Here is a 22,475-nt window from a genome sequence, read left to right as displayed (position 1 = left end):
GGAGCTTGAGTTTGATGGCTGTCGTTAGGGCAGACGAACGCGGGACAGTGTCAGATGCTCTGCTAGTACGGGTGGTGTCTTAACAAGCTCTATGCCACACACTGTTTTAAAGCCTGCCGCAACGGTTCCAGGCTGTCATTCAGACGCGTAAACGCTTGTTCCTGACGGGCAGAAAGGGCATGCGCCTGTTCTACTGTCACCACCTCAAAGCCCAGATTCTGCCCCGGCAAGCGCTGGGCAACTTGGGCCAGATCCACGCTGGCGACCTGTCCGATTCGAGGATAGCCCCCGGTAGTTTGCCGGTCGGCCATCAGGACAATGGGCTGGCCATCGTTAGGGACTTGGATAGTGCCAAAGCAGGTGGGGGCGGAGAGCAGCTCTTTAGCCGTCTTACGCTGCAAGGGCTGACCCTCCAGGCGATAGCCCATGCGTTCCGAGGCGGGGCTGATGCGATAGCTCTGGTTCTGGAACAGGTCCAGCGATTCGTCAGTAAACAGATCGGCCTGATCCAGAATGACGCGCAGGCGTTCTCGTGGGGCCAAGGCCAGTGCAGCAGGCATGTAAATGCGCAGCTCATCCAGTTCGGCTTGCAGACGGTTTAGTGCGGTTTCGTCATTCGTCAGAGGTTGGGCCAGTTGAATCTGATCGCCCTTTTTCAGTGCGCGACCTTCAAACCCACCCAGGCCAACTCGCATATGGGTGCTTTGGCTGCCCAGCAAGGATTCGACTTGAAAGCCACCGTAGACAGACAGGTAGGTGCGTGCACCTTGGCCAGGTTTGGCAGAGAGCAGCGTCAGTGTTTGTCCGGTGCGGGCCAAGGTCGGGCGTAATACCGCCACAGCTTGGCCGTCCAGGCTGGCGTTCAGATCCGCGCCGGTCAGTACAAACAAGGCGGGTTCGTCAAAACGCAGGCTAGGGCCTTGCACGGTTATTTCCAGGCTGGCCAGATCCTGCTCGGCAGCGTTACCTGCCAGTAAATGGGCCAGTCGGTGAGCACGTTCATCCATAGCACCGCTAGGCGAGACACCCAGGTGCTGGTGTCCATAACGGCCTCGGTCTTGCAGGCTGCTCATCATGCCTGGTTTGAGGATATGTACCGTCATGCGGGAGTCCAGTGATCAAACTGTTCGTGGGGCAGAGGCACAAAGCGCACTTGATCGCCGGGGGCGAGCAGGGCGGCGGGCGAGCGCCGGGCATCGAACAGGTTAACTGGCGAGCGGCCAATCAAATGCCAGCCACCGGGAGATTCGTTGGGGTAAATAATGGTTTGCTGGTTGGCAATGGCTACTGAGCCTTTGGGCAGCATGGTGCGAGGAGTGGCACGACGCGGCACATTCAGTTGTTCGGGCAAGATGCCCATATAGGGCGCGCCGGGTGCGAAGCCAACCATAAAGACTAATTGCGCCTGACTGCTGTGCAATTCAATGACCTGCTCCTGGCTCAGTCCCAGTTGCTCCGCAATGGCGGGCAGATCAGGGCCGAAAGGGCCGCCGTAGCACACGGGGATATCCACCAGAGCACCGGGTGCGGCCTGATCCTGACTGGCATCCAGCCCAGCCAGTGCCTGGTGAACATAGTCGTGCAGACGAGCGAGCTGGTCACTGCTGCCATCCGGGTAGAAGTGGATGGCGACAGCCGTAAAGCTGGGGACCAGGTCACGGACACAGGTGGGCGCATGGTCGCGTAGCAGGCGTGCAGCGCGGGTGCAGCGCAAACCGGTGTCCAAAGAAAGCTCTCCGCTGAACTGCACCAGCAGACAGCGGTCGCCTTGCTCGCTAAGTTGCCAGGGTTTGTGCATCTTTATTTGGCGAAAAGAGAATCCAGGCTGTTGAACGCTTTGAATTCCAGGGCATTGCCCGAAGGGTCCATGAAGAACATGGTGGCCTGTTCGCCGGGCTCGCCTTTGAAGCGGATGTAGGGCTCGATCACGAATTTGGTGCCAGCGGCAACCAGCTTGTCTGCCAGGGTCTGCCAGGTCGGCATGTCCAGAACGACGCCGAAGTGACGCACGGGGACATTGTGCGCATCGACGGCGCTGGTGGCATTGCTGCCGCATTCCGAAGGGGCCAGGTGAGCCACGATCTGGTGGCCGTAGAAGTTGAAGTCAATCCACTGATCAGAGGATCGGCCTTCGGGACAGCCCAGTGTCTGTCCGTAGAACTGGCGTGCAACGGCCAGATCATGGACCGGAAAAGCCAGGTGGAAAGGGCGCAGCTCGTTGGTATTGGACATGCTTGGCTCCTGTGCGGCATAAGGCCGCCAACGTGGTCTTCAGAGCCGTTTATTGTAGGGCCAAATAGGCCCCACAGGTCCTAGCTGTCCTGGAGTCGAACCCGGCTCTTGGGGAAACGCAACATAAATACGCTGCCTACACCCAGACGGCTCTGGATTTGCAGGTCGGCGTTATGTCGCACGATGATGTGTTTGGTAATGGCCAGGCCCAGGCCGGTCCCTCCGGTGGAGCGCGAACGGCCTTTATCTACTCGGTAAAAGCGTTCGGTCAGGCGGGGAATGTCCTGAGCAGCAATGCCGATACCCGTGTCCTGGACGGAATAACAGGCTTCGCCGCTGTCATTCAAATACCAGCGCACGGTGATGGTGCCATCCTTGGGGGTATAGCGCACCGCATTGGTAATCAGATTGGAGACGGCCGAGCTTAATTCGGTTTCCATGCCTTGAATGGCGATGCGCGGGTCCAGATCCGTGACAAAGCTGTGTTGTCCGCCGGAAATAGCCTCGCCTTGTTTCAGCGCGCTTTCAATTAACTGGCTGACTTGCACGGTTTCCCCTTCCACGGTGGGGGAGGACTCCAGCGAGGACAAGGTCAGCAAGTCGGACACAATCGACTGCATGTGGCGCGTCTGCTCCAGCATCATCTGTTCGTAGCGCTGACGCTGCTCCAGAGGCAGGCTCTCGGGGGGCATATCCTGCAGGGTTTCCAGAAAACCCAGCAAGACGGTCAAAGGGGTACGCAGTTCATGGGAAACATTGGCCACAAAGTCCTTGCGGGTGGTCTCCAGCATTTCGACCTGGGTGACATCGCGGGTCACGATCAGGAACTGGCCCAGGCCATAGGGGGTCAATTGCAGCAGCAAGGAGCGTTCACGCCCGTCTTTGCTCAGATGCAGCAGCAAGGGGCCGTCCCACTGGGGCAGGCGGGCGTAACGAGAAAACTCGGGTTCGCGCAGAATATTGAAGATGCTGTGATGGCGGTCCGTGGCCAGATTCAAACCTATGTGCTCACAGGCAGTCTGGTTGCACCATTGCAATTCCATATCCCCGTTCAGGGTAATGGCGCCATCGGGCAGGGCCTCGGCGGCCATCATGATGCCGTCTACGTAACGGTTCAGATCCTGGATTTCTTGCCGATCACGCCGCAATTGGCGGTAGATGGGAGCCAGGATGGCGTCCCAAGGACCAACGGCAGGGGGCGGGGGATCATTCAGATTGCGGGTCCAGCGCTCAACGCGGGACAACTGCAAGGTGCTGATGACAACCAGCATCAGCAAACCACCGCAAAATAAAGCCAGACCGATGAATGGACCTAGCCACCAACCGATCAAGCTGCCCAACAGGGCCCAGATAACAATAGACGTAAATATGCTGAACATGGGATCAGGCGCTTGGAGCCTTTTCCAGTGGGGAAAGGGCAAAACGATAGCCTGAGCCACGGATCGTTTCAATATGTTTATCGTGTCCACTAGGCTCCAGCGCCTTGCGCAAGCGGCGGATATGGACGTCTACCGTGCGTTCTTCCACAAATACGTGGTCGCCCCAGACCTGGTCCAGCAACTGGGAGCGGGTGAATACGCGCTCGGTATGGGTCATGAAAAAATGCAGCAAACGAAATTCGGTAGGCCCGATAGTCAGCGCCATGCCCTGGCTGGACAAGCGATGTGTGCTGGGATCCAGTTGCAGATTGCCAATGGAGATGACATCGTCCGTCAACTGAGGTGCGCGGCGGCGCAGCACGGCCTTGATGCGGGCAATCAGCTCTTTGGGCGAGAAGGGTTTGGTGATGTAATCGTCCGCACCGGCTTCCAGACCATCGACCTTGTCCTGCTCCGAGCCTTTGGCGGTCAGCATGATGACCGGGATATGACGGGTACGTTCGTCCGAGCGCAGTTTGCGGGCCAGATTGATGCCCGAGGAGCCCGGCAGCATCCAGTCCACCAGAATCAAATCAGGCAGCTCGGCGCGGATGAGGATCTGGGCTTGCTCGGCATCGAAGGCGCGTAGCACTTTATGGCCTGCAAAAGACAGGTTGACAGAGATCAGCTCCTGGATCGCAGGCTCATCTTCCACGACTAATATGCTTGTACTCATTGTTAGCTTCAGACTGGTCCGATAAAAAATAAAAGAGGGTCAGGCAGGCTGTCTGTATTGTGCTTGAGTACTTGGCCCGTAAGGCGGCTCAAGGGAAATACGGGGGGCGCTTGAATCCCTGACTGCACGTAATAGCGCCATCATATGGCGTTAATGTTTCAGGTTTGTGAACGTGCATGAAACGGTGGCTGTCAGTGGGCTGGATTTTCGTTTCTGTACCGGGAAATCTGCGTTACGATTATGCCACTATGGAAAAACAGCGTCCTCAACACCCCTCCGCTCAGAACGCCGACACGCACTTCGGCTTTCAAACCGTGGCCGAAAGCGAAAAAGCGGGCAAAGTTGCCCAGGTTTTTCATTCGGTAGCTAACAACTACGACATCATGAATGATCTGATGTCGGGCGGCCTGCACCGTATCTGGAAAGCCTTCACCATTGGCCGAGCGGCCGTGCGTCCTGGCATGAAAGTGCTGGATATTGCAGCGGGAACGGGTGATTTGACCAAAACCTTTGCGCGTCAGGCGGGTGCGGATGGCGAAGTCTGGCATACCGATATCAATAGCTCCATGCTGCGCGTGGGCCGTGATCGTCTGCAAGACAAGGGCATCATCACGCCGGTGGCGGTCTGTGATGCCGAGCACCTGCCTTTCCCCGATGGCTATTTTGACCGTGTATCGGTGGCCTTTGGTTTGCGCAATATGACGCACAAGGACCGCGCGCTGGCTGAAATGAAGCGGGTGTTGCGTCCAGGCGGCAAATTGCTGGTGCTGGAGTTTTCCCGCGTGGCCAAGCCTTTGCAGGCCCCGTATGACTGGTATTCCTTCAATATCCTGCCCCGTATTGGCAAGTTTGTGGCCAAGGACGAGGAAAGCTACCGCTACCTGGCTGAATCCATTCGCATGCACCCCGATCAGGAAACCCTGGCCGACATGATGCGCGAAGTGGGCCTGGAGCGTGTGCAGTATTTCAATCTGACAGCCGGTGTGGCCGCGCTGCACGAAGGCATTCGCCTGGATTGATGTCGGGCGCTCCCTTTCTATAAACAGCGGCACCTTTGGGTGCCGTTCGTTTTTCGTCTGTAATTAAGGGTAAAAAAAACATGGTGCATGAGAAGTTGTCATGTTAATGTTCAGCTTATCGTAAGTTTTCTTGAATAATCGACTGGGACGGCATGGCCGGGGGCTTCAAAACCCTGTGTGTTAGACGCTGATCTTGGTTAGGAGTTTGTGACTATGTCTGGACGGCTTTCTCGTTATTTCATGGCCGCTGTATTGGCTTTTAGCACTGGCGCTTTGCTGACTGTTTCCTATGATGCGGAAGCACGTCGCATGGGTGGTGGTTCCAGTTTTGGCCGCCAGTCCTCCAACATCACGAGCAACCGCTCGGCAGCGACACCGCCTGCTGCAGCAAATAATGCCACTCGCTCGGCTGCTCCTGCTGCGGGCGCTGCTGCTGCCGGTACGGCCGCCGCTGGTACTGCTGCCAAGTCGGGCATGTCCCGCTTCCTGGGCCCGATCGCCGGTATTGCTGCTGGTCTGGGTATTGCTGCCTTGCTGTCCAGCATGGGTCTGGGCGGTGCGTTCCTGGAAATGATGTCCAGCCTCTTGCTGATCGGTCTGGTGATCTTCGCCGTTCTGTTCATCGTGCGTCGTTTCCGTGGTTCGGCTGCTCGCCCCGCCATGCAACAGGCCGGTGGTCAGTCCATGATGCGTAATGCTGATCCAGCACCTAGCCCATGGCAACAGCCTCAGGCTGCGCCAGCACCTATGCCCGCTGCAGCGGCTGCGGTTCCCGCACCACCTGTAGACGAAAGCTGGTTTATTCCCGGTGATTTCGACACTCCTACGTTCCTGGCCAATGCCAAGACTCAGTTTGTGGAAATCCAGAAGCTGTGGGACAAGGGCGACGTGGAACAACTGCGTACCTTCTTGACCGATGATCTGCTGAAAGAAGCGGCCCCTCAGATTGCACAGCGCCAGGGCGATAACGTCACCCAGATCGTGCTGCTGAATGCTGAACTGCTGGGCATCGAAAAAGTAGCCGATGGTCACCTGGCCAGCGTGCGCTACTCCGGTATGTTGCGCGAAGAGGTGGGTGCAGAAGCCTTCCGCTTTGAAGAAGTCTGGAATCTGTTCAAGGCCGACAGCGCAGGTTGGATGCTGGCTGGCATTCAGCAAATCCCGGTTGACCCCAACGCTTAAGCGTCATCTATACAAACAGCCGCCTTGTTCCTCAGGCGGCTGTTCTGTTATGAGCGCTCTCGTTTCTCCGTGATCCCATTTGCCCGTGTTCCTCTAGCCCCGTGCATCCGGCCGTGTCTGTGTCGGGTTAAACTGGCTGTTTTAATTGGACTGGTTTACTTGCCCCGGCAGTAGACTTGCATGGACATGCTTGGTATCCCCTCATTCCTAGAACCTGGCGCCGTGGGCGTGCGTTTGCTCAATGCCTTGCTTGATCGCGAGGACTGGGCGCGTGAACGTCTGCGCGGCTATGCAGGCAAGACAGTCTCGCTGGTCGTGGGCCGTGTGCAACTGATCTACACCATCAGTTCTCAAGGGAAGCTGGAGCAGGGCCATCCTGCCGTGGTGCCCGATGTCACTTTGACCTTGCCGCAAGACAAGCTGCCTGAACTGCCACAAATCCTGCAAGACGGTGATTTCAGCCGTGTCGCTCAGCTGATGCATGTGCAGGGCGAGGCCGGTCTGGCTAATCTGGTGTCCGATCTGGCGGCGAATCTGCGCTGGGATGCGGAGCATGATCTGGCCAATATCGTGGGTGATGTCATGGCGGTGCGTCTGTTCAGCGGTGCGCGCCGGGCTTTTTCGGGCTTGCGTGATCTGGGTCAGCGTCTGACAGGCAATGTCAGCGAATATCTGACTGAAGAAACCGCCTTGCTGGTGACTCGTCCCGAGCTAGATGGCTTGCGAGAGCAATCGGCTGGCCTGACTCAACGTCTGGACGAGCTGGATCGGCGTTTGAACCGCCTTGATGCACGTCGGCGGGAGTCCTGAGCATGTTTTCTCTATGCCGTCTGCTGACTATCCTGCTGGTTGTTTTCCGTTATCGCCTGGATGAGCTGGTTCTATCCAGCATCCGCCATCCCTGGGCATCGCGCCTGCTGCGTATTGCGCGTCTGGGTCGCAAGCCCAAATTGCCGCGCGGTGTGCGCTTGCGTCTGGCCCTGGAAAGTCTGGGTCCCATTTTCGTCAAATTCGGTCAGGTGCTCTCTACTCGCCGGGACTTGATTCCGCTGGATATCGCCGAGCAACTGGCTTTGTTGCAGGACCGTGTGCCGCCATTTCCATCAGACGTGGCGGAAGCCACTATTCTGAAGGCTTTGGGCGCCTCGCCTTACGAGCTGTTCAAGAAGTTTGACCGCGAACCGATTGCCTCGGCCTCGATTGCCCAGGTGCATTTTGCCGAGCTGCACAACGGCCGCGAAGTCGCCGTCAAGGTGCTGCGTCCCGGCATGCGTGAGGTCATTCACAAAGACCTGCGCCTGATGCGGGTTCTGGCTGTGTTCATGGAACGTCTGGGCCCTGATGCCCGCCGTCTTAAACCGCGTGAAGTCGTCGCCGAGTTCGACAAGTATCTGAACGACGAGCTGGACCTGATTCGTGAAGCCTCCAATTGCAGCCAACTGCGCCGCAACTTCACCAAAGATGCAGAACGCACCCAGTTGCTGATTGTTCCTGAAGTGCATTGGGACTACTGCGCCTCGACCGTGTTCACCATGGATCGCATGAAGGGCATTCCGGTCAATCAGATTGACCGTTTGCGCGCCGCCAATGTGGACTTGAAGGATCTGGCCCGTAAAGGCGTAGAAATCTTCTTCACCCAAGTCTTTACCGACGGTTTTTTCCATGCCGACATGCACCCGGGCAATATTTATGTCTCGGATGCGCCTGAATCCCTGGGCCGCTACATTGCCCTGGACTTTGGCATTGTGGGTTCGCTGTCCGAGTTCGATAAAAACTATCTGGCACAAAACTTCCTGGCTTTTTTCCGGCGCGATTACCGCCGGGTGGCTCAATTGCACATTGAGTCCGGCTGGGTGCCACCTGAAACCCGTGAAGAGGAGCTGGAAGGCTCGGTACGCGCGGTGTGTGAACCGTATTTTGACCGGCCCTTGTCCGAGATCTCCCTGGGGCAAGTGCTCTTGCGCCTGTTCCAGACCTCGCGCCGGTTCAATGTGGAAATTCAGCCGCAGCTTGTGCTGCTGCAGAAAACCCTTCTGAATGTGGAAGGGATGGGGCGGGACCTGGATCCGGAACTGGATCTGTGGGATACCGCCAAACCTTATCTGGAAAAGTGGATGTACCAACGTATTGGTCCATCGGGCTTTTATTCGCGTTTGAAACAGGAAGCGGGGCAGTGGGCCCAGATCATGCCGCAGCTTCCGCGTCTGGTGTATTCCGCTTTGAATAGGCCAGAGACAGGGCAGGCGTTGAACCAGGAACTTAAGCTGTTGCGCCAGTCGCAGCAGCAGACCAACCGATTATTGACTGCCTTATGTGCTGTGCTGGCAGTTGCGGTCGGGGTGGCCATCTGGGCTTTGGTGGGGCGATAAGTGTGATCTACCCGCAACGCGTCAGTTTTTTTGTGGCTGACATATTTCTGATAACTGCAGGTTCTACGATAGACGCAGGTCCGCCAGCTTCTTGTTAGGCTGGCGCTTTCCGGCGCCTTCCGGACGGTGAATGGCCGCCCTCAAGGAACCGCTTGATTCTTTTTAGGAATCGTTATGCTTTACCATGACTTATTTAAATCCATGGAAGCGGTGCGCTGGAATTTCGCGCATGACATACCGTGGGATGACTTTGATGGCACCAAGCTCAGCGACGAGCAGGCTTACACCATCAAAATGAACGCCATCACCGAGTGGGCTGCTTTGCCTGCTACCGAAATGTTCCTGCGTGACAATAAAGATGACAGCGACTTTTGCGCCTTTATGTCCGTCTGGTTCTTTGAAGAGCAAAAGCACTCGCTGGTCTTGATTGAATACCTGCGTCGTTTCCGCCCCGAGCTGATGCCTACCGAAGAAGAGCTGCACAAAGTGCGCTTTGACTTCGATCCGGCTCCCGCCATGGAAACGCTGATGCTGCACTTTTGCGGTGAAGTGCGTCTGAACCACTGGTACCGCCGTGCGGCAGACTGGCATACCGAGCCAGTGATCAAGTCCATCTACAAAATCGTGGCCCAGGACGAAGCCCGTCACGCAGGTGCTTACCTGCGCTACATGAAGCGTGCTCTGGTGCATAAAGGCCAGGAATTTGGTCTGCAAGCCCGTCTGGCTTTCTCCAAAATTGGTGTTCTGATGGCTTCGGCTCATCGCACCGCCCAGGCTTTGCACCCCACCAACTTGCACGTCAATAAAGCCATGTTCCCGGAAGATACGGTGCAGTCCAAACTGCCATCGCCCGGTTGGCTGGAAAACTGGCTGGATACGCAGATTCGCTTCGACAAGGAATGGGAGCACAAGGTCAGCTCGCGTATCTTGCACAATATGTCGCTCTTGATGGGCAGCTCGTTTGAGACCGTGCAGGAATTGAACCGCTACCGTAAGGACTTGGCGCGCCAAGTGGGTTCGGACTCGCCTTTGGTGCAAGCTTGATATGAGCGCACGGTTCGAGGCCAAGGTTCTGAATCTTGAGGCTTTACAGCAGGAACTGGCACAGGGACGCCTGGCGCGTCCCCTGGTCTTTACCAACGGTGTATTTGATATTTTGCATCGTGGGCATGTCAGCTACCTGGATGAAGCCGCTCAATTGGGCGCTTCGCTGATTGTCGGTGTGAATACCGATGCCTCGGTACGTCGCCTTAATAAAGGGCCGGAGCGCCCCATCAATCCGGAGCAGGATCGTGCTGCCTTGCTGGCTGCCTTGGCCTGCGTGGATGCGGTGGTCTTGTTTGATGAAGATACGCCCGAAGCCTTGATCGCTGCGCTACGCCCGGATCTGATCGTGAAGGGTGGCGACTACGATATGGAAGCCTTGCCCGAAACGGCCTTGGTGCGTAGTTGGGGAGGCGATGCGGTCGCCATTCCTTTTGAGTTTCAGCGTTCTACAACGGCGCTGGTCAAGAAGCTACGCGACTGAACAAGCAGTATTGAAGTTTTGAGTCCCGGCATGGTCCGGGATTTTTTTTTGCTTGTGGGGCTCAGGATGCTGGTTGAAGCAGATCGTTCACGGCGCGCAGGTCGTTTTCGTTCAAAGTGCCGCTGGCGGCTTTCAAGCGCAGGCTGTTCATCAGGACTTCGTAACGGGCCTGAGCCAAGCTGCGTTGTGCCTCGTAAAGCTGTTGCTGGGCATTGAGTACGTCGATATTCACACGCACCCCGATCTCGTAAGCCAGCTTATTGGCCTCCAGAGCGTCCTGGCTGGACTTGGTGGCTGCTTCCAGGGCCTGCACACGGACCAGGCCCGTGGTGACGCCAGAGAAGTACTGGCGCGTTTGCTGGATGGATTGCTGAATGGCGAACTGGTGATCATAGCGGGCCTGTTGCAGGCGCGAGCTTTGTTCACGGACTTGCGAGCTGGTTTCACCGCCCCGGAAAATCGGGATGCTTAGCTCCAGACCCAAAGCACTGTTCAAGGAGCGAGGGCCACCGCCAGCCTGGCCAAACAGAGTCTGGTCACTGCCACTGCCTGTCTGGGCTTTCAGAGCCAAGGTGGGTTCATGCAGGGCTTGAGTGCCTTTCAACTGCTCTTCGGCAGCACGCGCCTTGATGTCAGCCAGCGCCACTTTCAAGCCGGATTGGCTGGACTGATCCAGCCAGTCTTGCAGGTTCGCTGGTTGAGGGGCAGGCAAGCGCAAAGGTTCACGCAGGCGAGCCAAGGTCTCATAGCGTTCCAGCGTTAACGCGGCCAGTTTGTCCTGGGCGACTTGCAGTGCATTTTCTGCTTGCAGCACACTGGCACGAGTCAGGTCCAGACGCGATTTGGCTTCATAGGTATCGGTAATCGTGGTGCCGCCCAGTTGAAAGGTTTGGTCGGCGGCGCGCAATTGCTCGTCAATAGCAGCCTGCTGCGCTTTCAGGGTGGACAGCGTGTCTTGCGCCGCCAGCACATCAAAATAGCTTTGGCTGACGCGCAGCATCAAATCCTGACGGTCCAGCGTTAACTGAATATCGGCACCCTGCGCCAATAGCTGAGCGCGTTCATAGCGGGCCCAGGCATTGCGGTTGTAGACGGGTTGGCTCAGCGTCAGTGTCCAGGCGGCTCGGTCGCTGGAGTGCTGGTTGGACAGCTTGCTGGTTTGACGGCGTTCTTGCAGTTCGGCAGTGCCGATGGCGCTGATTTGCGGCAGCAACTGCGCCCGGCTTTGGGGTACTTGTTCCTGGTCTGCCTGATGGACTGCCTGGGCCGCACCAAATTGCGGTTCATGTGCCAAGGCCTGGTTCCAGGCCTGCAGCAAATCTTGCGACTGGGCAGTGCTGCTTAAGGCAAGCAGCGAGAGCAGCGCCAGGCGCAAGGAAGTCATGAACCGCATAGATGTTTAAAAACGAAACTGAGAGACGGCGGTGCCGCGCAATGGCTTGATCCAGGTGTCGAACAGGGGCGTTGTCTCAAAGCTGGCAGCGCTGGTGCGTGTAATACGTACAGCCGTCATGACCGGGTTTTGACCGACCACTACAACCAGACGGCCCCCGATACAGAGCTGATACTTCAAGGCATCAGGAATGGTAGGCACGGAGCCGGTGACCAAAATGGCGTCGTACTCGGTGGTGCCCCAGCCTGCGTGTGCATCGCCCACTTCAACTTTGACGTTGCGCACATTGTTGCGTTGCAGGTTTTCCTGGGCGAAAGCGGCCAGCTTGCTGTCAATTTCGATGGAAGTGACTTGTTGGGACAGGTGAGCCAGCAAAGCCGCCTGATAACCGGAACCAGTACCAATTTCCAGCACGCCATCGCTGGCTTCCAGGAGCAGTTCTTGCGCCAGACGGGCTTCCACTTTGGGCGAGAGCATGGTCTCGTGCGTGTCCACGGCATTGATAATCAGTGGCAGCTCGGTGTCCGAAAAGGCCGACGAGCGCAAAGACGAGGGAACAAAGCGTTCACGCTGGACCTCGACCAATGCTTGCAGCACTTTTTCGTCGGATACGTTCCAGGGACGGATCTGTTGTTCCACCATGTAGTAACGGGCACGTTCGAGTTCAGACAGCGCAATATGGTTCATAGCTTCCAGAAAACTAAAGGCTTGGCAAAGAGCCGATTATAAGCCAGCGCATCGATAAAGATGCGCTGTTGGACTTAGCAGGATGGCACCATCGCATGGAGCAAGGTGCTGGCGTTATTGACGGCGATGGGCAAAAAGGTATCAAAATCCATGTGCGCTTCGCTGTTGGCATTGTCTGAAATACTGCGAATGCAGACAAAAGGCACGGTATTCAGATAGCACACCTGGGCAATGGCGCCACTTTCCATTTCGCAGGCTAAAGCGTTAAAGGTGGCGCTTAACCACTGTATTTTATCGTTACACGCGATAAATTGGTCGCCGGTAACAATTCGGCCCGTATGGACCTGGTGGCCTTCGATCTGTTGGGCAGCCGTTTGGGCAACCGCCAGCAGGGCGGGGTCAGCCGGAAAGTCAAAGGTATCCAGACGGAACACTTGTCCCGGCGCCAGCCCCAGAGCCTTGAGCTCCACATCGTGCTGGACCAGCGTATCGGCAATGACGATATCGCCCGGGCGAATGCTGGGCTCGACGGCACCGGCAATACCAATATTGATAATGCTGCCTACGGCAAATTCCGAGATCAGCATCTGGGTGCAGGCAGCTGCATTGACCTTGCCTACGCCGCAGACCACGGCAACCACAGGTTTGCCCAGATAGCTGCCGCGATGAAAATCCATGCCTGCGCGCTGGATAGTCTGGGGCTCTTGCAAGCGCTCCAGCACAATTTCCAGCTCTTCGCGCATGGCGACAATAATTCCAAGTGTAGACATAAGACAGGGGCCTTACGCGGCCCGATCAAACGGCACGTATCAGGACGATGGCCACAGTTTATGGAAGTGATGCACCGGACCGTGTCCGCTGCCCACAGTCAGTTCACCCGAACGGGCAATGGCTTCGTACAAGTACTTTTTGGCAGCCAGGGCGGCGTCCGGCACATTGCTGTATTGGGGCAGCAGGGCGGCCAGTGCAGCCGACAAGGTGCAGCCAGTGCCATGGGTATTGGCGGTATCAATACGCTTGGCGGGCATTTCAATCATCTTGTCGCCATCGTGCAGCAAGTCTATGCAGTCCGAACCGGGCAGGTGGCCGCCTTTCAGGAATACCCAGCGCTGATCGCTGTGATTCATCAGGCGACGCAGGCGCTCGGCAGCCTGACGCATTTCCTTGACGGTTTCTACCGGGCGGGCATCCAGCAGGACACCGGCTTCGGGCAGATTGGGCGTGATCATGGTGCATTGGGGCACCAGTTGCTCGCGCAAGGCATGGACGGCGGCCTTTTCTAGTAGGTGGTCGCCACTTTTGGCGATCATCACCGGGTCCAGTACCAGATGCTTGGGCTTGAAGTGAGCCATGCGTTCGGCCACCACGGTGGTGACGGCCTCCTGGCCCAACATGCCGATCTTGACGCCATCAATGCGCACATCGGCAAACAGGGTATCAATTTGCTGGCGCACAAAGTCGGCAGGAACCGGGCTGATGCCGGTGACACCTTGGGTGTTTTGTGCCGTCAAGGCAGCAATGACAGCGGTGGCATAAGCACCCAGGGCGCTCATGGCTTTGACATCAGCCAGAATACCGGCGCCGCCGGAGGGGTCAACTCCGGCAATGGTCAGCGTGTTGGGAATCATGTCTCGTTCAGGTACGGGAGTGAATCAGCCCCTCAGTGGGCGAACTGGGGTCGGCATCGTAGTATTTGCGGGGCACGCGGCCAGCCAGATAGGCGTGGCGACCGGCTTGCACAGCCAGATTCATGGCGCTGGCCATCATCACAGGCTGACGGGCACCGGCAATCGCGGTGTTCATCAGCACGCCATCACAGCCCAGTTCCATGGCAATCGCCGCATCCGAGGCGGTACCGACACCGGCATCCACCAGCACAGGCACCTTGCTCTGATCGATGATCAGGCGCAGGTTCCAGGGGTTGATGATGCCCATGCCCGAACCGATCAGGGAGGCCAAAGGCATGATGGCGACACAGCCGATGTCTTCCAGCATGCGGGCCTGGATGGGATCGTCGGCGCAATACACCATGACGTCAAAACCTTCATCCACCAGAGTTTTAGCGGCTTTCAGGGTTTCGGGCATATTGGGGAACAGATTGCCAGCGTCGCCCAGCACTTCCAGTTTGACCAGTTTGTGGCCGTCCAGCAGTTCGCGGGCCAGACGCAAGGTGCGCACCGCGTCGTCAGCGGTGTAGCAGCCTGCCGTGTTGGGCAGCAGCGTGTACTTGGAGGGGGGCAGGTAATCGAGCAGATTGGGCTCGTTGGCGTTTTGACCGATATTGGTGCGGCGAATGGCCACAGTCACAATTTCAGCGCCGCTGGCTTCAATGGCCAGGCGGGTTTCGTCAAAATCTTTGTATTTACCGGTGCCTACCAATAGCCGGGATTGGTAGCTGGTGCCGGCCAGGATAAAGGGATCGTTGTTCACTGTTTGGGTCATGGTGGTGCTACGTAAAACATCCGCTTCTGGGGCGGATAAAGAATTGGTTTTTTGCTGGGCAAACACTGCAAGAATAATCCATTTGGCCGGTACTCGCAGGAAAACCCGTATGGCGGCTTGTCTGTGTACGGTGGGGATTTGGATCCGGCAGAGGGAAGGCCGAGGATGCAGGCCGAATTGGGCTGCAGGCGCAGCGAATATATACCTTGGCATATTCGCATTATGTTTAAGGCCATGCACAAGGCCCCAATGCCGACTGGCCCTGCCAGGGCTGCGATGCGAAAATTCTGTTGTTCCTCAAGAACGGGATTTTTCTTGAGGGATCCGTAGATTTCATGCGCTCTTTCTGTTTCATCGGTCGGACTCAAGCCTCAGGTGCTGATGTACCTGAGGCTTGAGTCCGATTGGCTACGGTCCTGGACCTTTCAGACCGAAGCAGAGCGCCTGTTCATGGCTGATGTCTTTGCCCGTTCCAGGTCTTTGTACAGACAGTCCGTTTTTTTGATTGATAGAGGAGCACGTTCTTGGGCCCTGACCCTGAATCTGAAAGACGCACACCTGCGTCCTGCCCAGCGTTTCATGCCTGCATGAAACCCCACTGCGAATTGAGCACCGGCTCCAGGTTCCTCACGGTCTAGACGTGTGAGGTGCTTCTGTGGCCGCGTGCCTCAGGAGAATCTCATGCTGTTTCGCTACTCCCGTCCCCACGATGGCCTGCAACGCGCTTTGCGCATGGCTGTCGCTACTTACCGCCCCGTCGCCGTGTGCGACTTGCTGGCTTCACACGGCACCTTGGCCTTTGCCAAGGCCTTGCCGGATCTCTCGGCGCGCGTTCGTGCTGATGTCCTGGCCATGCTGCCTGAGTCTGATCGTCACCAAATCCAGACGGCCATGACGACGGGCATTCGTACTGGTCATTTGGGCCGTCGCCAGAGCCCCGGCCCCGCACCCAGTTTGTTCACCCTGTTCCCGCACCGCTACGGCACGCAGGACTGGTTGCGTGAGTATCGACAGCCCCAGCGCTCTTGAGCGCCGGACGCTGCCTTTTCTGTTAACCCACCACAACTAGCCAGCCCATGCGGGGGTCGCATCGTCATGGGCGGCTGGTTTGGTTTTTATCAAGCCAAAAGAGTGCTATGCCGCAAACCATTCCCTCTTCTTTGAGCAGCAAACCGTATCAAGACAACTCGCTTGCCGCCCAGGTCTGGACTCGCTCAGCGCGTCGTCCCAGTGTCGCTCCCTTCAAGGGCCGCAAGCGTTGGTCGCGCTACGAGCGTTTGTCTTTTTCCATGCTGCTCTCTTCGTGGGGCATTTTGATTGTGGTGGTGAGCTGGCTGTTTTTCAGCAACTCGCACCTGGAAACCCGGACCAGTTCCACCTCCGGCTCGCATTCCAGTTTTTACATGGGAACCTCGACGCCGTCGCCCGATGCGTCCACCTCCCAAGAGACCCGTTCTGATGGAGATCAACAATGACGGACCAAGGTAAAACGCCGCCGCTTTTTGGCAATGACGGCCAGCCCAATAACTGGATGCGGATCAGCATCCACGCCACCGAGCAGATCAGTGGCCTGCGCAAAAAGCTGGGCGTGGAGATTCCCCAGACCTTGCAGAACAGCCCTACTCAGGAAGGAGCGTTCAGCTTTGTGCCCGTGACCTTTCTGAATGTGGAAAAGGGCCAGAAGAAAGCCAGCCGTGTGGTCTTCATCCTGAGCAGCCAAGTTCTGGTGTCGATTGAGCCGGACCCCAGTCCCAAACCCTTGGCCCAGGCCTTGCAACGCTTGCAGCGTGATGGCCGCGAGAACGACTCCTTCGAGAGCTTTGCCGTCATCTTGCAGTCCATTAACGACGCGGCTGACGAGTTGCTGGATTCCCTGAGCCATGATCTTGGCAAAGTGCTGACCCAGACCAATGCCGTGCTCAACAGCCTGGAAACCAAAGACCGGGACTTTGGCGTTAGCGACGTGGTGTCCACCCAGATGGACCTGAGTGAAGTGGAAGAGCTGCTGTCCGATTGTCTGGAAAGTCAGTTGCAGTTGGCTATGGCGGCCCGTCATGCCCTAGCTCGTTTACCCGCCGATCAGGAAAAGCTCAAACCGGTATTCCACACCTTGATCGAAGACATCGAGGCCGTGGAAAAGCAGGTGAACTTTGTGCACGACCGTGTCCGCCTTTTGCAGACCACCAACAATATGGCGTTGAACGTCAAACAGAACCAGATTGTGAAGGTGTTCTCGGTGGTGACGGCCGTATTCCTGCCCGCCATGCTGATCTCCACCTACTACAGCATGAACTTTGCCTATATGCCGATTCTGCAATGGGAGCACGCCGAAATGGTGGGGATTATTTCCACCGCCTTGTTCTCCATGCTGCCGCTGATCTATGTGAAACACCGGGGCTGGCTGCGCTAGAGCGCGCCTGGGCGAGCGTCGGGCTCGCAGCCTTTGACAATTAAATGAATGGGAAGAATTTCGTATGTTGAACACACTGAAAAGCAGCGCCGAGGTGGCAACGGCAGGCTCGGACAAATTGCGTGGTCTGGTCTGGAATGAAGATTTGAGCCTGCAGTCGGACTCCAACGCGGCGGTCCAGCAGCGTCGCCAGGCGATTGACCGAGCCCGTGCCAGCCGCCCGCGCACCGCGCATATCGAACGCGAAATCATGATTGCGGTGGTGGTGCTGTACATCCTGATTCTGGGCAGTTTTGCCGGTCTGCACTTGTACGGCCACTACATGGTTTCCCCGGACGCCGAACAGGTACAAAGCGAGGACTAAGCCATGACTGATAAAAAACAGGTGGGTGCCGTGGTGTCCAGCCTGAGCGACAAGCGCGGGCAAAAAACAGCATGGCTGCAACTGTCGGCCAGCCGTCACGAGGAATTGGCCGAGGCACAGGCCAAACTGGGTCTGGATTTGAGTATCAAACGGGGCCGTGCCGCCGCCGAAGAGGCAGGCTTTATTCTGATTCCCGTGGAAATGGTGATACGCCAAGGACAGCAGTATCGGGAAACCAGTCTGTTGTTTGCTTTGGGTAAAGATCGTTTGATCAGTGTGGAGCAGGACGTACGTGTGGATACGCTGGAGCGGGTCAGCCAGCAATTGCATGCCCTGGTGGATTCGGGCCAGCCTGCACCCAGCCCCGCGTCGATTCTGTTCATGATTTTGCAGGCCTTGAACGATCAGGCTCGCGCCACGATTTCTGACGTGGCCGGTCGTCTGGACGAGCGCAGCGATACGGTCGCGGCGGCCAGTGGCGGCTTTGATACCTCGGGACGTCAGGCCGGGGTAGCAGATATCGCCAGCACCGCCATCGGTTTGGGTGAGGCGGAAGAGCTGGTCGCTAAAACCGTGGAAGGTCAGTTGATGCTCGCACGAGCGGGCCGCTGGCTGCGTCGTACCCCCGGTGGTGAAAGTGCAGAGAACCTGTCCATGCTGCTTTCGGACATTCAAAGCTTGCGCCGCTATGCCCGTTTCCAGCACGACAAAATCCGCAATCTGCAGCAGTCCTTGATGACCACATTGGATTTGAAGCAAAACCAGGTGATCAAGGTCTTTACGGTGGTGACCGCCGTGTTCCTGCCGCCCACGCTGATCGCTGCGTTCTACGGCCAGAACTTTGCGAATATGCCCGAGCTGGAAATTGTCAGCGGCGAGTGGCTGGTGATGGGCATGACCGCCATTTTTGCCTTGGCTCCTTTGGCCTACGTGAAACGCAAAGGGTGGATGCGATGACGGCCCGTTTCAAGGATATGGCTTCCTGGCGGCGCTTGCAGGCCCCCGACCGTCAGGCACTGGAGGACTTGGGCAAGTTGTACCGCGTGGATCTGGTGCCGCAGACTCAGGCCAGCCTGGGCATGAGTACCCGTATCCGCTGTGTGCGCCTGCAGGAGGATCAGGTACAGGTTTCTGACCTGGTCTGGCGCTTGGGAGAGGATGAACAGCCGCTGTACACCGTGGAAACGGGGTATCGCCTGCTGCGTCCAGGCCAGGCGCTGGAACGCCTGAGTGCGCAGGAAATGTCTTTGGCCAGCTCGCATGCCTTGGCCTTGACGCTGCTGTATCAACTGTTGGCCCAGACCTCTCAAGTGCTGGATCGCATTGATCAGGGCTTGAGCGTCTCCACCTTGTCCCTGCGCGGCTTTCTATCCAATGTAGGCACGGATTATTCGCGCGGTGCCGAGGACATGATTGATCTGGATAGCCATATGGCCACCCTGCACAAGCCGCTGTCTTACGTCATGCATTCGATTGACGATCTGGAGCAGGCCGCACAGCGTTTGCGCCGCTTGGTGTATCAGGGACAAAGCATGGCCTTGAGCCGCGTGGACGAGCTGATTGCCGCCATTGAAGGGATGCAGCGCCGTGCGCATTTTGCCATTGAGCGTCAACGGTTTCATTGGCGTGCTGCAGGCGAATCCGTGGCCATGAGTGATCTGAACGTGACCAAAGTCTTTACCGTGCTGTGGGCCTTGCTGGTGCCCGGCACGGCCTTGATTAACTGGTATGGTCAGAACTTTCATGTCATGCCCGAGTTATCTTGGGAAGGCACAATGTGGGTGCAGTTGGTGACCGTTCTGGCTTTGACGGCGGTGCCGATATGGACAATCAAAAAATCGGGCGCATTGCGTTGAGGGAGAACGCTGTGTGTTGGCCCGGTAGTGCGACACGCAGGCTGTTTGTTGAAGAACTCATTGAACGAAACAGAGGTGTCGATGGCCGATGACCACGAGATAGTGCCCGCTGGTTCTGAATGCAAGCCAGCGGGCGGTAATTCCTACCCGAATCAATCAGCGATTTTTGTCTTTCCACTGCGACGGTAAACACATCCTTAGCCTTTCAGAGCGGGGTGGCCGTCCCTGTACCAATGTGTAGAGGTACCCATGAATGCAAGCCAGTTTTTCCATCCCGATCACAGCGCCGTCGTACACCAGAGCCCGGTGCGTCTGGTGCGCCGCGCCCACTGTGCGCTGAGCTACTACGCCACCCGCAGCGTGCCGCAAGTGTTGCAAGCCCTGAATACCCAGCGCCACGGCCTGGCCTTTGATGAAGTCTTGCGCCGTCTGATTCAGAACGGCCCCAATCAAATCCGGGCGCTGCGCTCCAGCCCCGGTGATCTGCTCCAGTTGGCCCAGACTTTAAGAAAACAAACGTGTCAGGTGCGCCGTGATTTGACCATGTACGATCTGGCGCGCGATCACCAGTCCCGTGTACCCGCTCGCATGGTGGTGACGGGCGATGTGGTGCTGTTATCGGCAGGGGATTATGTGCCCGCCGATCTGCGCCTGATTCAGCAGGATCACCTGATTTTGAACCGCGCTATTTTGCAGGCGGCACCGGATACCTGCGCCATGGGCGACCGGGTAGTAGCAGGCACGGCACAGGGAGTGGTTGTGGCAACGGGGAATAAAACTTTATTGGGGATTTTGATGCGTGAACCTGCTCCGGCCGTTTCTGGCTGGCGTCGTGTGCTGGAATTCAGCCCTTTTCAATTGAGTAAAGCCGCCTCGCTGGCAGCGGGTGTGGCGCTGGCCGGTATGGCTGGTTTGCTGCTGCCTAGCCACAGCCATGCTGAAACTTCGGTGCAACTGTATGGCATTTTGGATGCCGGTTTGGGCTGGACACGCATTAGCGGCGAAGGCTCGCAGCGCGAGGTCTTGAGCGGCGGGCAGACGGACTCTCTGTGGGGGATTCGCGGCCATGAAGATTTGGGCGATGGCCTGCGCGCGACCTTCAATCTGGAAAGTGGCATTGATCTGGCGACGGGCCGGGCTGAAGAATCAGATCGTCTGTTCAACTATCAGGCCTGGCTAGGTCTGGGCAGTGAGCACTGGGGGGAGCTGCGTTTTGGACGCCAGTACACCGTTGGTCAGGAGTTTGTTTCTGCGGTGGAAGTGGGTTCCTGGAAAGGCTTTGGTATGGGCGCCTTGATGCGCGCTTCCGATAATTATCAGATCTCCAATCAGTTCAGTTGGCGCAGCCCCGAATGGGCGGGCATGCAGTTAGGTGCCAGCTACAGCGCAGATGTGGGTGAGCAGGGTATGGGTGGCTCACGGACCAAACTCTATAGCGTGGCCCTGCGTTACGAGGATGGCCCTTGGTTGCTGGGCGCCAGCTATGAAAGCCTGAGCCGTGTTGAATCCAATCGTCCTACGGCCTGGCAATTAGGGGCCAGCTATGACTTTGAGGTGGCCCGCCTTGCTGCTGGCTGGAGCCGTCAGAGCAATGGTTTTGTGGGTCTGAATGGTGATGATGGCCCGGCCCATCTGGAAGACAAAGGGCTGGGAGGTTTGGGCCCGGCAGAATTCATTAACGGTGGCCGTCTGGATACCTGGTATGTCGGCACGGCGATTCCAGTGGGCAAGGGCGAGTTTCAGTTGCAGTGGTCGTTGGGCCGTCCGAACTGGACCTGGGAGGATACCGACGAGCGCGCACGTCGCATTCAGGTGATGTCTGTGGGCTATGTGCATGCTTTGTCGCCCCGCACCAGTGTCTATGCCTTTGCGGCTCAAGGACGTCGCTTTGATATGGAAACCGCTGCCAACGCCAGCGAACCGCGTAGCAGCCGTGTGGCCTTTGGTCTGACGCACCACTTCTAAGTAGCGTGCTGCTTTCCTGCGCTTGGGCTGTTCATGGATCAGGCTCAAGGGCAGGAGATCTGCAAGGGAGCAGATACTTGGGGATACGCGGCTTACCCACCTATCCCTAAGTATAAATTTGATGGCTATAGGGCGATGAAAGGTGTGCCAATGCCTGGCAGACAAGCCCATACCCAGATGCGAAAATATCGTTGGTGCAAAAACCGTTGCACCTTCTTTTTTAACTACTCACGTTTAAAAGTAAATGGACCCTGATCCTTCTTTATGGCTTTGTTCCTGTAAAGGACAAGCCTCCTCAATGACCAGTCAATTGGACGCTGGACCACAAAGCGGGCCCCTCTGATGAGGTGAGCACTCTTTCTGGGCCCCTGTGTCCGAAGGAGAATGCTATGTTCCGCCTCAACCTGTTCCGTTCCGCTCCACACAACAATGCTCTGCAAGACGCTCTGCGCTTGGCTGCATCCCGCCAGCGCCAAGGCTATCTGCTGGAGCTGCTGCAAACTCACGGTGCTCGAGAGTTTGCTTACGCCCTCAACGACCTGTCCGGTCGCACCATTGAAAACGCACTGTCCACGCTGCCTACGGTGGAGCGTAGCCAAGTCCTCAAACATCTGTCCCGTCGTGCTCAAGCCCGTCTGAACGATGCAGAAGGCTTCCGTCGTCCACCCACCCATGCTGTGCTGACTTTGCCTTCTTTCATGATGTAAGGCTCAGCTTGCAGGCACCGCCCTTTGGGTGGTGCCTGTTCTGTCTTGATTCAGGTCTGAATCTGTCCCCACTTTCGGTTTTCTGTCTGCCTCCCCGGGGCTAAAAGGCGTTTTCTGTTGCCATCTGTCGTGGCAAGACGACGCTTGCCGTGCATGCGCGCGGCATCCTCACTTTTTCATGTCATAATTTTGGAATGAGAATGATTATTGATTAGTGCGTGTAGGGG

At 57.2% G+C, this 22,475-nt stretch carries 25 protein-coding genes; 15 read left to right on the top strand and 10 right to left on the bottom strand.

Annotated features, from left to right (window positions below):
• Positions 1 to 89: 89 nt before the first annotated feature.
• From JYG33_RS10955 to phoB, 5 genes are all read right to left on the bottom strand, one after another.
• The gene (locus tag JYG33_RS10955; RefSeq protein WP_207872291.1) at positions 90 to 1,103 is read right to left on the bottom strand and encodes a biotin-dependent carboxyltransferase family protein; all 1,014 of its coding nucleotides are present in this window, start codon (positions 1,101 to 1,103) and stop codon (positions 90 to 92) included.
• Entirely contained in the window at positions 1,100 to 1,798 is a 699-nt protein-coding gene (pxpB, locus tag JYG33_RS10950; RefSeq protein ID WP_207872290.1) for a 5-oxoprolinase subunit PxpB, read from the bottom strand. The genes JYG33_RS10955 and pxpB overlap by 4 nt, the downstream gene beginning before the upstream one ends.
• Positions 1,799 to 1,800: 2 nt before the next feature.
• Entirely contained in the window at positions 1,801 to 2,232 is a 432-nt protein-coding gene (locus tag JYG33_RS10945) for a VOC family protein (RefSeq protein WP_153231128.1), read from the bottom strand.
• A gap of 80 nt (positions 2,233 to 2,312) precedes the next feature.
• On the bottom strand, positions 2,313 to 3,611 hold the full coding sequence (gene phoR, locus JYG33_RS10940) for a phosphate regulon sensor histidine kinase PhoR (RefSeq protein WP_207872289.1): 1,299 nt from the start codon (positions 3,609 to 3,611) through the stop codon (positions 2,313 to 2,315).
• A gap of 4 nt (positions 3,612 to 3,615) precedes the next feature.
• Positions 3,616 to 4,326: a phosphate regulon transcriptional regulator PhoB gene (gene phoB, locus JYG33_RS10935; protein ID WP_042486659.1), complete on the bottom strand. Its 711-nt coding sequence runs from the start codon at positions 4,324 to 4,326 to the stop codon at positions 3,616 to 3,618.
• Between the two features lie 248 nt (positions 4,327 to 4,574).
• On the opposite strand from phoB, the gene ubiE reads away from it, so the two are divergent.
• The 6 genes from ubiE to rfaE2 all read left to right on the top strand — a co-directional run bounded on the left by ubiE (position 4,575) and on the right by rfaE2 (position 10,424).
• A complete protein-coding gene (ubiE, locus tag JYG33_RS10930) occupies positions 4,575 to 5,345 on the top strand; it encodes a bifunctional demethylmenaquinone methyltransferase/2-methoxy-6-polyprenyl-1,4-benzoquinol methylase UbiE (protein ID WP_207875819.1) in 771 nt (256 codons plus the stop codon).
• Between the two features lie 213 nt (positions 5,346 to 5,558).
• A complete protein-coding gene (locus tag JYG33_RS10925) occupies positions 5,559 to 6,527 on the top strand; it encodes a Tim44-like domain-containing protein (RefSeq protein WP_207872288.1) in 969 nt (322 codons plus the stop codon).
• 180 nt (positions 6,528 to 6,707) lie between these two features.
• Positions 6,708 to 7,337 carry an SCP2 sterol-binding domain-containing protein gene (locus JYG33_RS10920; RefSeq protein ID WP_207872287.1) on the top strand — a complete coding sequence of 210 codons (630 nt, stop codon included), beginning with the start codon at positions 6,708 to 6,710 and terminating at the stop codon, positions 7,335 to 7,337.
• Positions 7,338 to 7,339: 2 nt separating this feature from the next.
• Positions 7,340 to 8,896 (top strand): ubiquinone biosynthesis regulatory protein kinase UbiB, encoded by a 1,557-nt coding sequence (ubiB, locus tag JYG33_RS10915; protein WP_207872286.1) that lies wholly within the window; start codon positions 7,340 to 7,342, stop codon positions 8,894 to 8,896.
• A 174-nt stretch (positions 8,897 to 9,070) separates the two neighbouring features.
• Positions 9,071 to 9,940, top strand: coding sequence for a ferritin-like domain-containing protein (locus JYG33_RS10910; RefSeq protein ID WP_207872285.1), 870 nt, complete (start codon positions 9,071 to 9,073; stop codon positions 9,938 to 9,940).
• Between the two features lies 1 nt (position 9,941).
• On the top strand, positions 9,942 to 10,424 hold the full coding sequence (rfaE2, locus tag JYG33_RS10905; protein ID WP_207872284.1) for a D-glycero-beta-D-manno-heptose 1-phosphate adenylyltransferase: 483 nt from the start codon (positions 9,942 to 9,944) through the stop codon (positions 10,422 to 10,424).
• A 61-nt stretch (positions 10,425 to 10,485) separates the two neighbouring features.
• Here rfaE2 and JYG33_RS10900 read toward each other — a convergent pair whose 3' ends face one another.
• From JYG33_RS10900 to JYG33_RS10880, 5 genes are all read right to left on the bottom strand, one after another.
• On the bottom strand, positions 10,486 to 11,808 hold the full coding sequence (locus JYG33_RS10900; protein WP_243430151.1) for a TolC family outer membrane protein: 1,323 nt from the start codon (positions 11,806 to 11,808) through the stop codon (positions 10,486 to 10,488).
• Between the two features lie 15 nt (positions 11,809 to 11,823).
• Positions 11,824 to 12,504 carry a protein-L-isoaspartate O-methyltransferase gene (locus JYG33_RS10895; RefSeq protein ID WP_207872282.1) on the bottom strand — a complete coding sequence of 227 codons (681 nt, stop codon included), beginning with the start codon at positions 12,502 to 12,504 and terminating at the stop codon, positions 11,824 to 11,826.
• 74 nt (positions 12,505 to 12,578) lie between these two features.
• Positions 12,579 to 13,274 (bottom strand): 5'-methylthioadenosine/adenosylhomocysteine nucleosidase, encoded by a 696-nt coding sequence (locus tag JYG33_RS10890; RefSeq protein WP_207872281.1) that lies wholly within the window; start codon positions 13,272 to 13,274, stop codon positions 12,579 to 12,581.
• A 39-nt stretch (positions 13,275 to 13,313) separates the two neighbouring features.
• Positions 13,314 to 14,132 carry a bifunctional hydroxymethylpyrimidine kinase/phosphomethylpyrimidine kinase gene (gene thiD, locus JYG33_RS10885; protein ID WP_207872280.1) on the bottom strand — a complete coding sequence of 273 codons (819 nt, stop codon included), beginning with the start codon at positions 14,130 to 14,132 and terminating at the stop codon, positions 13,314 to 13,316.
• 7 nt (positions 14,133 to 14,139) lie between these two features.
• Positions 14,140 to 14,946, bottom strand: coding sequence for a thiazole synthase (locus JYG33_RS10880; protein WP_207872279.1), 807 nt, complete (start codon positions 14,944 to 14,946; stop codon positions 14,140 to 14,142).
• Between the two features lie 381 nt (positions 14,947 to 15,327).
• Between JYG33_RS10880 and JYG33_RS10875 the strand changes: the two genes are divergently transcribed.
• From JYG33_RS10875 to JYG33_RS10835, 9 genes are all read left to right on the top strand, one after another.
• The gene (locus tag JYG33_RS10875) at positions 15,328 to 15,537 is read left to right on the top strand and encodes a hypothetical protein (protein WP_207872278.1); all 210 of its coding nucleotides are present in this window, start codon (positions 15,328 to 15,330) and stop codon (positions 15,535 to 15,537) included.
• Between the two features lie 90 nt (positions 15,538 to 15,627).
• Entirely contained in the window at positions 15,628 to 15,975 is a 348-nt protein-coding gene (locus JYG33_RS10870; protein WP_207872277.1) for a hypothetical protein, read from the top strand.
• 107 nt (positions 15,976 to 16,082) lie between these two features.
• Positions 16,083 to 16,421 carry a hypothetical protein gene (locus tag JYG33_RS10865; protein WP_207872276.1) on the top strand — a complete coding sequence of 113 codons (339 nt, stop codon included), beginning with the start codon at positions 16,083 to 16,085 and terminating at the stop codon, positions 16,419 to 16,421.
• Positions 16,418 to 17,356, top strand: coding sequence for a CorA family divalent cation transporter (locus tag JYG33_RS10860; RefSeq protein WP_207872275.1), 939 nt, complete (start codon positions 16,418 to 16,420; stop codon positions 17,354 to 17,356). The genes JYG33_RS10865 and JYG33_RS10860 overlap by 4 nt, the downstream gene beginning before the upstream one ends.
• A 64-nt stretch (positions 17,357 to 17,420) precedes the next feature.
• Complete coding sequence (locus tag JYG33_RS10855; RefSeq protein WP_207872274.1) at positions 17,421 to 17,720, top strand: hypothetical protein; 300 nt, start codon at positions 17,421 to 17,423, stop codon at positions 17,718 to 17,720.
• Between the two features lie 3 nt (positions 17,721 to 17,723).
• The gene (locus JYG33_RS10850) at positions 17,724 to 18,677 is read left to right on the top strand and encodes a CorA family divalent cation transporter (protein WP_207872273.1); all 954 of its coding nucleotides are present in this window, start codon (positions 17,724 to 17,726) and stop codon (positions 18,675 to 18,677) included.
• On the top strand, positions 18,674 to 19,576 hold the full coding sequence (locus JYG33_RS10845) for a CorA family divalent cation transporter (protein ID WP_207872272.1): 903 nt from the start codon (positions 18,674 to 18,676) through the stop codon (positions 19,574 to 19,576). Before JYG33_RS10850 ends, JYG33_RS10845 begins: the two co-directional genes overlap by 4 nt.
• Before the next feature lie 249 nt (positions 19,577 to 19,825).
• Complete coding sequence (locus JYG33_RS10840) at positions 19,826 to 21,541, top strand: porin (protein ID WP_207872271.1); 1,716 nt, start codon at positions 19,826 to 19,828, stop codon at positions 21,539 to 21,541.
• 389 nt (positions 21,542 to 21,930) lie between these two features.
• Complete coding sequence (locus tag JYG33_RS10835; RefSeq protein ID WP_207872270.1) at positions 21,931 to 22,248, top strand: hypothetical protein; 318 nt, start codon at positions 21,931 to 21,933, stop codon at positions 22,246 to 22,248.
• Positions 22,249 to 22,475: the final 227 nt, after the last annotated feature.

The organism is Alcaligenes sp. SORT26, assembly GCF_017377875.1.
Lineage (GTDB): Bacteria > Pseudomonadota > Gammaproteobacteria > Burkholderiales > Burkholderiaceae_B > Alcaligenes > Alcaligenes parafaecalis.
The sequence above is the reverse complement of the archived record's forward strand: the minus strand, read 5'-3'. Positions and strand labels throughout refer to the sequence as shown.

Excerpts from the sequence above, each read along its gene's own strand:
- JYG33_RS10955 (WP_207872291.1), bottom strand. The coding sequence starts at position 1,103 with ATGACGGTACATATCCTCAAACCAGGCATGATGAGCAGCCTGCAAGAC.
- pxpB (WP_207872290.1), bottom strand. The coding sequence starts at position 1,798 with ATGCACAAACCCTGGCAACTTAGCGAGCAAGGCGACCGCTGTCTGCTG.
- JYG33_RS10945 (WP_153231128.1), bottom strand. The coding sequence starts at position 2,232 with ATGTCCAATACCAACGAGCTGCGCCCTTTCCACCTGGCTTTTCCGGTC.
- phoR (WP_207872289.1), bottom strand. The coding sequence starts at position 3,611 with ATGTTCAGCATATTTACGTCTATTGTTATCTGGGCCCTGTTGGGCAGC.
- phoB (WP_042486659.1), bottom strand. The coding sequence starts at position 4,326 with ATGAGTACAAGCATATTAGTCGTGGAAGATGAGCCTGCGATCCAGGAG.
- ubiE (WP_207875819.1), top strand. The coding sequence starts at position 4,575 with ATGGAAAAACAGCGTCCTCAACACCCCTCCGCTCAGAACGCCGACACG.
- JYG33_RS10925 (WP_207872288.1), top strand. The coding sequence starts at position 5,559 with ATGTCTGGACGGCTTTCTCGTTATTTCATGGCCGCTGTATTGGCTTTT.
- JYG33_RS10920 (WP_207872287.1), top strand. The coding sequence starts at position 6,708 with ATGGACATGCTTGGTATCCCCTCATTCCTAGAACCTGGCGCCGTGGGC.
- ubiB (WP_207872286.1), top strand. The coding sequence starts at position 7,340 with ATGTTTTCTCTATGCCGTCTGCTGACTATCCTGCTGGTTGTTTTCCGT.
- JYG33_RS10910 (WP_207872285.1), top strand. The coding sequence starts at position 9,071 with ATGCTTTACCATGACTTATTTAAATCCATGGAAGCGGTGCGCTGGAAT.
- rfaE2 (WP_207872284.1), top strand. The coding sequence starts at position 9,942 with ATGAGCGCACGGTTCGAGGCCAAGGTTCTGAATCTTGAGGCTTTACAG.
- JYG33_RS10900 (WP_243430151.1), bottom strand. The coding sequence starts at position 11,808 with ATGACTTCCTTGCGCCTGGCGCTGCTCTCGCTGCTTGCCTTAAGCAGC.
- JYG33_RS10895 (WP_207872282.1), bottom strand. The coding sequence starts at position 12,504 with ATGAACCATATTGCGCTGTCTGAACTCGAACGTGCCCGTTACTACATG.
- JYG33_RS10890 (WP_207872281.1), bottom strand. The coding sequence starts at position 13,274 with ATGTCTACACTTGGAATTATTGTCGCCATGCGCGAAGAGCTGGAAATT.
- thiD (WP_207872280.1), bottom strand. The coding sequence starts at position 14,132 with ATGATTCCCAACACGCTGACCATTGCCGGAGTTGACCCCTCCGGCGGC.
- JYG33_RS10880 (WP_207872279.1), bottom strand. The coding sequence starts at position 14,946 with ATGACCCAAACAGTGAACAACGATCCCTTTATCCTGGCCGGCACCAGC.
- JYG33_RS10875 (WP_207872278.1), top strand. The coding sequence starts at position 15,328 with ATGTACCTGAGGCTTGAGTCCGATTGGCTACGGTCCTGGACCTTTCAG.
- JYG33_RS10870 (WP_207872277.1), top strand. The coding sequence starts at position 15,628 with ATGCTGTTTCGCTACTCCCGTCCCCACGATGGCCTGCAACGCGCTTTG.
- JYG33_RS10865 (WP_207872276.1), top strand. The coding sequence starts at position 16,083 with ATGCCGCAAACCATTCCCTCTTCTTTGAGCAGCAAACCGTATCAAGAC.
- JYG33_RS10860 (WP_207872275.1), top strand. The coding sequence starts at position 16,418 with ATGACGGACCAAGGTAAAACGCCGCCGCTTTTTGGCAATGACGGCCAG.
- JYG33_RS10855 (WP_207872274.1), top strand. The coding sequence starts at position 17,421 with ATGTTGAACACACTGAAAAGCAGCGCCGAGGTGGCAACGGCAGGCTCG.
- JYG33_RS10850 (WP_207872273.1), top strand. The coding sequence starts at position 17,724 with ATGACTGATAAAAAACAGGTGGGTGCCGTGGTGTCCAGCCTGAGCGAC.
- JYG33_RS10845 (WP_207872272.1), top strand. The coding sequence starts at position 18,674 with ATGACGGCCCGTTTCAAGGATATGGCTTCCTGGCGGCGCTTGCAGGCC.
- JYG33_RS10840 (WP_207872271.1), top strand. The coding sequence starts at position 19,826 with ATGAATGCAAGCCAGTTTTTCCATCCCGATCACAGCGCCGTCGTACAC.
- JYG33_RS10835 (WP_207872270.1), top strand. The coding sequence starts at position 21,931 with ATGTTCCGCCTCAACCTGTTCCGTTCCGCTCCACACAACAATGCTCTG.